Source organism: Chloroflexota bacterium (assembly GCA_026389585.1).
GTDB lineage: Bacteria > Chloroflexota > Dehalococcoidia > UBA2247 > RBG-13-53-26 > JAPLHP01.
This window is the reverse complement of the sequence record JAPLHP010000032.1, coordinates 22,928-31,448: the sequence shown is the minus strand read 5'-3', so window position 1 is coordinate 31,448 and position 8,521 is coordinate 22,928. Positions and strand designations below refer to the sequence as shown.

The 8,521-nt window shown below is 52.9% G+C and carries 7 protein-coding genes; 6 read left to right on the top strand and 1 reads right to left on the bottom strand.

All coding sequences use genetic code 11. From position 1 onward, the window contains the following. A partial coding sequence (locus NTZ04_02760) for a transposase (GenBank protein ID MCX5991240.1) occupies window positions 1-496 on the top strand: 496 nt, incomplete at its 5' end. Window positions 497-600: 104 nt separating this feature from the next. On the opposite strand, the gene NTZ04_02755 is transcribed toward NTZ04_02760, so the two are convergent. Continuing rightward, the gene (locus tag NTZ04_02755; GenBank protein MCX5991239.1) at window positions 601-1,842 is read right to left on the bottom strand and encodes an integrase core domain-containing protein; all 1,242 of its coding nucleotides are present in this window, start codon (window positions 1,840-1,842) and stop codon (window positions 601-603) included. A gap of 219 nt (window positions 1,843-2,061) precedes the next feature. Here NTZ04_02755 and NTZ04_02750 point away from each other — a divergent pair, with 219 nt between their 5' ends. The 5 genes from NTZ04_02750 (at window position 2,062) to NTZ04_02730 (ending at window position 8,179) form a co-directional block, all read left to right on the top strand. Next, window positions 2,062-2,871 carry a hypothetical protein gene (locus tag NTZ04_02750; GenBank protein ID MCX5991238.1) on the top strand — a complete coding sequence of 270 codons (810 nt, stop codon included), beginning with the start codon at window positions 2,062-2,064 and terminating at the stop codon, window positions 2,869-2,871. 2 nt (window positions 2,872-2,873) lie between these two features. Beyond that, entirely contained in the window at window positions 2,874-3,881 is a 1,008-nt protein-coding gene (locus NTZ04_02745; protein MCX5991237.1) for a DUF2791 family P-loop domain-containing protein, read from the top strand. Then, complete coding sequence (locus tag NTZ04_02740; protein MCX5991236.1) at window positions 3,878-5,143, top strand: DUF2791 family P-loop domain-containing protein; 1,266 nt, start codon at window positions 3,878-3,880, stop codon at window positions 5,141-5,143. Before NTZ04_02745 ends, NTZ04_02740 begins: the two co-directional genes overlap by 4 nt. 25 nt (window positions 5,144-5,168) lie before the next feature. Beyond that, the gene (locus tag NTZ04_02735) at window positions 5,169-5,741 is read left to right on the top strand and encodes a hypothetical protein (GenBank protein ID MCX5991235.1); all 573 of its coding nucleotides are present in this window, start codon (window positions 5,169-5,171) and stop codon (window positions 5,739-5,741) included. Window positions 5,742-5,968: 227 nt separating this feature from the next. Then, window positions 5,969-8,179 (top strand): SNF2-related protein, encoded by a 2,211-nt coding sequence (locus NTZ04_02730; protein ID MCX5991234.1) that lies wholly within the window; start codon window positions 5,969-5,971, stop codon window positions 8,177-8,179. The last annotated feature ends 342 nt before the right edge of the window (window positions 8,180-8,521 follow it).

Sequence of the window (8,521 nt, the reverse complement as noted above, 5' to 3'; positions counted from 1 at the left end):
CCAGCGGGAATTGCCGGGGATGGAGGACCAATCGGCATTCCCTACGCTGGATAAGGAGGAAGTACGCTACAAGCTAAGGGGCGTGGTGACCAACCGGTGCCTTCCAGGAGACGGAGTCATTCGCTGGTACCGGGAGCGCTGTGGAAAAGGCGAGGAGATACACGCGGTGATGAAGAATGACTTGGCTGGTGGCCGGTTACCATCCAGCCAGTTTGGTGCCAACGCTGCGTGGTGGGGAATAACAGTGCTAGCTTACAATCTCAATTCGCTGATGAAGCGGCTGGCCATGCCTGAGGGATGGGCGCCAAAGCGAATGAAGGCAGTGCGGTTTGGCTTCATCAACATAGCTGGACGGGTAGTAAGGCATGCCCGTCATCTCATCATCCGCTTGAGTGCAGATCATCCGGCCTGTGGGCTACTGCTGGAAGTGAGGCGACGCATTAGCGCGCTGTCTCAGGACTACAGAGGCTTACCTGTGGCGGCGGGACCGCCATGATACTGGCCGATAAGTGACCAGCAAAAGAGTGATGCCATTCAGGCGGAAGGGGGAATAGTGCGCTTTTTTGGCTGCAGGCAGCCCTTTTCGGCATTCCTTGGCCGCTAAGAGTGGGGAAAGTCCTCCGATAGCAACCCCCAGCTTCTGCTTACGGGGCATATCCAAGACCACACCAAGCCTCTCACCACACCGATAACGAAAACAGGTGGTGGATTTGGGATAATGCTCAGGTGCTGGCCCAGGACATGGTATCCACTCCAGGGGCCCAGTTGAACAGATACGTTATCGAGCATGATGGGGATAACGAATCTGATTGTATCATCGATGTCTGGGAGATGTCTTTTCAAATAGGAGAAGGGCGTCTGATAGTCAAGAGAAGAATGTTCTCGGACATTGTTGTAGTAGTATATGTAGCCGATGGCTTCGTCTAAGAGGTCGGCTTCGCTCTTGATGGCCAGTACCCTGGGAATGTAGAACTCATCGTCATCCGTGCGGTGAGAACGCTCCACGTGGGCATTCTCTTCGCAGTGCCCCTTGTGATTCTGAATCAGCCGACAGCCAAAGCCGCCAATGAGTTTCCTCAACTCCCTCACCTTCATCCAGGACTGGCCCCCAAACTCCTCACCATTGTCTGTGGTGAAAACAATGGTGGATTTCACCCCATGTGATCTCAGCCAGGAGATAACCCAGAGATACCAACACAGCCCATTGGTCCAGGACTTTTCCCTGGAGTAGGCTATGAGCTTGAATCGGGAGTTCACATCCAGAGCACTCCACTGAAAGTTGGGTATGTTGTACTGGTCGAGGTGGATCATCTGCTCCCGACTTAAGGCCTTATGGTCCCTGATGTACTTCAAGTCGATCTGCACGATCTCAAACGGCTTGGCTGAATACCAGTCAACAAACTCCCGTTTCTCTTTCCTCACCCTGTGTTGAGGTAAGTGATACTCCAACCTCTGCTTGTTCCTCCTGATAATGTGGCGGATGGTCCCCACAGCAACACCTATGCCTTCGTATTGTTTAAGATAACGCGACAGCCTCTCTGGTCCTAACCGTGTCTTGTTCTTGGCCTCAATGACCTTATCCTCGATCGTACTTGGTGTCTTCCCCGGCTGATGCCTTGGCACCCGTGATCGATCCTGTAGATCACCCTCCCTCTCTTTTCTGATGATGTCATAGACTACCGGACGGTTGATGCCAAAGACAGCCGCTGTCTTGGCAATATTGTGGCCGCTTGATCTGAGGTACTCCAGGACAGCTCTCCTGGCAGCTTCAGGATTAATCCTTCTGAGTTGCTTGTAATCAATGCTGAGTGTCATGAGACCGGTACGGGGTCCAGGTTTCATACTCCCTCCAGTCTAAAGCCTTCACGTCTATGCCGTGAAGTTCCAGGGTACGCTCGATGTACTCAGTATATCCGTACCCCAAGAACTGTATAGTATGTCCTGGACACCGCACACTCACCCCTTGACTTCAGGCAAGTATATTCGATAGTATGGGTCAGCGGCGATCGACTCCTGAGGTGCGAATATCTCTGCACGTGCAGACACAGGTAAGGAGGATACATGCAAGATAGCGGAGTCCCAACTCTCGAGCAAGCCCTGGCCAAGACCGAGGCAGATGCCGAGGCAACGTTAAAGGCAGCAAAATCAGTGACACGTTGTGTCAGCAAGTTTCGTGCCGCCGCCAAAGTGGGCAGTCTTCGAGAATTGCGCACTTCAATCGATCTTGCTGATAAGGCGATAGCCACCCTCAGGCAGCAGTTCAGTAATGCTAAAGAAGGTTGGAATTTTGATGAGGAACGCTATCTGGCAGGTGGTCTCTATTCCAAGGAAATCATCCATGTTGGGCAACAAATGGGCGTTAGCATCTACGAACGTGACGAACGCTTGTACTGCTATCCGGTACTCATCCGTGTGTCATCTACCGACAAGGCGGTATCCATAGACAGAAAGCGTGATAGTCGTATTCGTCCCTCTGTACTGGTGGCTCGGCTTAAGGAATTGCAGCGCAAACCGCCGCCCTTCAGATCAGAAGCCTTTTTGGAAGCGCTGTTCAAGACCTATTCAAAGGCTGTGGCGATGCGTGCCAAAGGCCTTCCGCAAATGTCCCCCGTCATCCAGTTGCTCGATATCTACGAGTTGCTAACACTGTTGCCGGGGCAGACCAGAGAATACACCAAGCAAGAGTTCGCCCGGGATATCTACCTTCTCCACCGCAGCGGCATTGATACCACTCGATCTGGAACCAGGGTACGCTTTCCAGCGAGTACGGGAACCAAGACCCCAAGCAAGATCATCACTGTCATAACTGAAGAAGGACAGGAGAGATCATACTACGGCGTCTCCTTCACCGAGGGTCCCAAGGAACAGTAGCTATGTCAACTTCAATGTCAGCTAATGATTGGCTTTCAATACTCCGTAGGGAATACCTTCAGGATTTCGTTAGAAATGGAGGCGCTGCCGTCAAGTTTGTGGTGCCGCTGGACTGTCTTGAACACGATGATCTCGTGGAGCAACTGCGCTTGGCAGCGGAAGAAGACGGCTACCTCTTCGTTTCCCTGGACTCAGCCACAACAAAGACGCAGATGATTGACAGAATATTCCATGCCATTGCCAGGGATGTGGCCTGGGAAGATCTCGCATATGCTTTCCTTCGCTCTATTCTCTCTGAAAAGCACTATCTTCTTCCTGATGACCGGAATGATTTCAGACTGGCGCAGATCGCTGCACTGAATGCCAACGATTTAGGAGAGATGCGCGTCATCATTATCCACCTGTTGAGAGAACGTCTGTTTCGAGACTATGCCATGACCCAGGAGTTTCGAATAGCAATGATGTGGCTGTGCCGTGCACAAATAGACCCAGAGGGTGTCCCAACAGGTATTCCCGAAGGCATTAAGGATTGGCTTCGAGGTGAACTCAAGCCGATTTCGACACTGAAGTCAGCCTTGATATTCCAGAAGATTGGGCGCCATAACGGTCGGCATATGCTGTCCTCGCTATCACATTGGCTGCACATTAACGGCAACGCTGGGCTGGTATTGACACTTGATATCTCTCGCTACATGGAAGCCAAGAGACCCGGGGAACCTGATGGCTCTATCTACTATAGTGGACCAATGGTTCTTGATGGTTATAACGTCCTCCGCCAATTCATTGACGACACCGATGATCTCGGGCATTGCTTGATAATGGTCATTGCCCCGCCGGGCTTCCTTGATGAACTGGACAAGAAGCGCGGGCTATTCGCATATCAGGCATTGATGTTTCGTATCTGGGACGAAGTTCATGACCGGAAACGGACAAATCCGTTGTCGTCGCTGGTTCGTCTCTCAAGGCATGGCGACTCCGCAACTATTCACTTGCGAGGAGGCTCTCAATGAAACTGGAGGCTAAGGTGCAGAGCCGTCGCGCCATAGAGGCACTTCGTTCCGGTGTACCCAACCGGGATGCCGTGCATGCACTGGGCAGTTCACAGCCTGACATCGAGGCGCAGTTTAGAAAGCAACTGGCCGTCGTAAAGGATGGACTACAGCAAGGAACTGCACACGCAGGAACTATCATCGTCGATGACTTCGGCTCGGGGAAGTCTCATTTGTTGGAACACCTGCAGGACATTGCATTGGGCAGCAATTTTGTCTGCAGCAAGGTAGTCATCAGCAAGGAGACGCCACTCTATGATCTGGCCAAACTGTATAGAGCAGCTATAGATTCCGCACAGGTGCCGGACCGAGTCGGTGCAGGACTAACAGCCGTTGTGGCGCGGATTGATTTCAACACGCCGCCGTATGCCCATTTCTACCAATGGGTCAATCGGTCGGACAGCAAACTAAGCACTCAGTTTGCTGCCACGGTATTCATCCTTCAGCACAGCAGTGATCCGGAGGTAACAGATCGTATTATCCAGTTTTGGTCCGGAAACAAGCTCTATAGGCCGGAATTGCGAGGATGGCTCGGCAAATTGAAGGAGGGCGCTACATACAAGATGGACAAGGTGTCCGACAAGGAACTGGCTCGCCAGCGTTACTCGTTTGCCGCCCAACTGATGGGCGCAGCAGGTTATGCTGGTTGGGTAGTCCTCATTGACGAGGTCGAGCTTATGGGCAAGTATTCTCTCAGGCAACGGGCCAAATCCTATGCACAGATCGCTCGTCTGATGGGAAAGCTAGAGGGAGAAAACATTGCTGGACTTGCATCCGTTCTTTCTATCACCGAGGATTTTGAGGAAGTTGTTCTTTTACACGATGAGGAGAGAATTCCCGGCAGATTACGAGGTGGAGGCAGCGAGGAAGAGCTGTTACTAGCCAGTCAGGCAGAAAGTGGAATGCGTATGATTCGGGATCGATGGGAGCACGGGAAACTTGCGAGACCTAGTGAAGCCACAATTGCCGAGATCTATGCCAAAGTGCAAGCCATCTACTCGCAGGCCTATGAATGGGCCCCTCCTTCAGTGTATCAGACGCATCATGACTGGCGGATCAGGCAGCACATCAAACGATGGATCAATGAGTGGGACTTGAGACGGCTATATCCAGACTACACGCCAGAGATTGAAGTCTCCGACCTGCGACACGACTACTCTGAGCAGCCCGAGCTGGGGCAATCCTCTGAGGATAGTCCAGACGAAAGTGGTGGGAACCTCTGAAGAGGGTGGGCGAGGACTGATTGGGATGCCGATTCCTTTCCGTGATGCTGACGAAGCAGAAGCACTGGGTACAGCAGGCTACCTGAGAATCGACGCATCGCAGGATAACAGGGTGTTTCGAGGCGCGCTGTTTCTCGTCAATGTCCGTGGAGAACCGATAGAGTTTACATACAATGAAGTCAAGATTCCCAGCACCTTTCTCTGGAGGCAGGAAGACATTCGCAGACATGCTGCTCGCAACCTGACCACCTCGTTGCTCGCCACATGTCGAAAGGTGCCTCAGTTTATCATCTGTCTGGCTGAGGAGGTTGATCATCAGCTCTTCTGTAATGAGATCCACCTCTCGATACCGGTCGGCCGTATCGCTTCTCCCTCAAAGTCCACCCCGCACTCTGAGTTAGAGGTCCAGGCAGACATAGAAGATCCTCAACCGCTGCATCTCTTCTGGTTCCCCGGGAAACCTGCTGACGAGTCCCCCGAAAACCGCCTGCTCAGCAAGCTCGTGACTCGCGGTCTCCTTCTTGAACCCTTTGATAGAGCTCTGGTTGGACTGAGAGAAGCGTACCCCGACCAGGTAGGGCGGGACCCCACTGAGTAAGCTTGGACACAAGAGTAACAAGTATGACTTCAGGGAAATCTTGGTGGACATTAGATACAGGTATTCGGGAACCCGGGGCACGATGGCTAGGGGTATTCGGCCGTACCTTGCCATTGAAGCCTTCGATTCCTAGCTTGCTCCCCATCCCGACAGTGAGAGCCCCAGTTCCTCAATGCCTCAGTTGCGATATTTCAACAAGCCCAGCAGGTGTACTAGCAACAGAAGAATTGTTTTCACCGACTCAAATCACCCCTGTTGGCGACATAGCTTTGAGTACCACGGGCGGCGGAAGTGTGGCTCTAACTGGTGTCCTGGTAGACGACAACTCTCCGTCTGGCCTGTCAGTTGACGATACTACTGAAGGACGGCCACGGCGTCGCTTAGAACCCGGTGGCCCGGATGCTGGCTCATCGGACGGGGAAGTCTCTCTAGCAAGACGGCTGGCCTATCTTCTCCAACCTCCCGCAGACCTCCTGACTTCGCACGGTGGCCCCCTCGAATGGCATGGAACGCTTTTCCCGTACCAACTGGAAGGAGTTCAAGAGCTAATGTCTCGCGACGCTCTTCTGCTTGCGGACGACATGGGTTTAGGGAAAACAATCCAAGTGGTTACTGCACTCCGTATCTTGGCCATTCAACGGCGTATCGAGTCAGCCCTGGTCGTAGTGAGAGCCAGCCTCCTTGCACAATGGAGGCAAGAGATACGTACCTGGGCTCCTGAGTTACGCACTTCAACCATACACGGTCCTGCGGCAGAGCGAGCATATCAGTGGAGCGCACCCGCCCACGTCTACTTGGTAACCTACGAAACTCTGCGCTTGGATTTCACACAGAATCCGGCATCACCACCCAGAAGACGAACATGGGATGCGGTTATTCTGGACGAGGCACAACAAATAAAGAACCCAAAAACCGATATCAGCCAGAAGTGCAAGCTGCTTCTTAGAAAGAGGGCCTGGGCTCTCACAGGCACACCGCTGGAGAATCGGTTAGATGACCTCGCGTCCATATTGGAGTTTGTGTCCCCTCTCGGCGTGGGCGAGGAACCTCTCAGACTCCACGCCGATGAGGCCATGCTGCATAGACATCGACAGCTACAGTTGCGTCGAAAGAAAGTTGATGTCTTGACGCAGCTTCCACCCAAGACAACCAACCGAATCCTGTTGGCTATGCCAGATTCACAAAGCGAAAGCTACAAGATGGCAGAGGATCGGGGGGTCCTCCAGTTGCGAGGCATGGGAGAAGCGGTTCGAATCGAGAATGTTCTGGAGTTGATACTGAGGCTGAAACAGATATGCAACTTCTGCCCTAGAACTGGTCAATCCGTCAAGCTCGAAGACATCCGAGAACGAATAGGCACGCTGGTAAGTGAGGGACATCGGGCCTTAGTCTTCTCACAGTTTGTCGACCCGCAGTTTGGCGTAAAAGCCGTGGCCTCCGCTTTGAAGGATTTCTGTCCTCTCAGTTATACGGGATCGCTGGCATCCGTACAGAGAGAGTCCACCATTCAGGCATTCAAAGGGGATTCTTCTCATAAGGTCTTGGTGCTCTCGCTACGCGCTGGCGGACATGGCCTGAACCTCCAAGAGGCTTCGTACGTTTTCCATTTTGATCGTTGGTGGAATCCTGCTGTAGAACACCAAGCAGAAGATCGGGTCCATCGCATCGGGCAATCTTCACCAGTCCATGTCTATGAGTACATTTGTGAAGGGACAATAGAAGAACGTATAGACCAGATCCTTCAAGAAAAGCAGCTGCTATTTGATGAAATCGTTGATGACGTCTCTATTGATCTGAAAGCACGCCTGACCGCAGAAGAGCTGTTTGGCCTATTCGGTTTGACCCCTCCAACGGGTTCCAGAACCAGAGGTGGGAGCTCAGGCGCCATACCAGATTACTCCCAGATGAGTGGAACCGAATTTGAGCAGCACGTGAAAGGCTTGTTGGAGCGCCGAGGCTGGACTGTAGAAACAACCCCCAAGACTCGGGACGGAGGGATTGACCTCAAAGCCAGTCGGGCTGTGGACATGGGAGGTGATCTTGTTTTATACGTCCAGTGCAAGAACCATCAAACCCCGGCGGGTGTTGAGATCGTCCGTCAATTGAACGGTGTCCTGCCAAAACACCAGCCTGGCTCCTGTGGGGTGGTCGTCTGCCCGAGTGGGTTCTCTGGCGATGCTCGTTCTTTTGGCAAAGATCGAGGAATCATCCTCTGGGAGCGCCAGCATCTCTTTGAGTTGGGATGCGGGGTGGCCAATTCAATCGATGCCAGCCACAGCAGATCACAGCATGGTAGTCCGGATGGGCTCACTGACACCACGAAGCCAGAAACCGAAGGGGTGCTAGCACAGCAAATGGCCCTCGAAGATGACACGTCGGTTGAAGATACTGTCGAGAACCGGTTATGGCATCGTCTGAAAATTGGTGGTATGGAATGAGGTCGGATGTCAACAGTGGACACCAAGCCAGAGCGGATTAGGCTTTGCGGAATCGCCGATCTATAGCAACCCTCCAGATGAAGCCTCCGCGCCCGCCAGCGACACTCAGTCTCCTTCGTAATTTGACCGTGGGGTGCGTCTTGTGAAGAGCGGAGTCGTATCCCTGCCGCAGTGATGGATAGACGGGAACAATCGACCCGGACGCGCAGGGCTGATATGGCGCGGTGACAGATTGATAATCACCGCCTACAACAAGGACTGCAGAGAATGGCGAGGGATTAGCTCTACACTACAGGGACTGCAACCGTTTCCCTGCCGCCCAAATGGTTGGGAAATGCCAAA

Excerpts from the sequence above, each read along its gene's own strand:
- NTZ04_02735 (MCX5991235.1), top strand. The coding sequence starts at position 5,169 with ATGCCGATTCCTTTCCGTGATGCTGACGAAGCAGAAGCACTGGGTACA.
- NTZ04_02740 (MCX5991236.1), top strand. The coding sequence starts at position 3,878 with ATGAAACTGGAGGCTAAGGTGCAGAGCCGTCGCGCCATAGAGGCACTT.
- NTZ04_02745 (MCX5991237.1), top strand. The coding sequence starts at position 2,874 with ATGTCAACTTCAATGTCAGCTAATGATTGGCTTTCAATACTCCGTAGG.
- NTZ04_02750 (MCX5991238.1), top strand. The coding sequence starts at position 2,062 with ATGCAAGATAGCGGAGTCCCAACTCTCGAGCAAGCCCTGGCCAAGACC.
- NTZ04_02755 (MCX5991239.1), bottom strand. The coding sequence starts at position 1,842 with ATGAAACCTGGACCCCGTACCGGTCTCATGACACTCAGCATTGATTAC.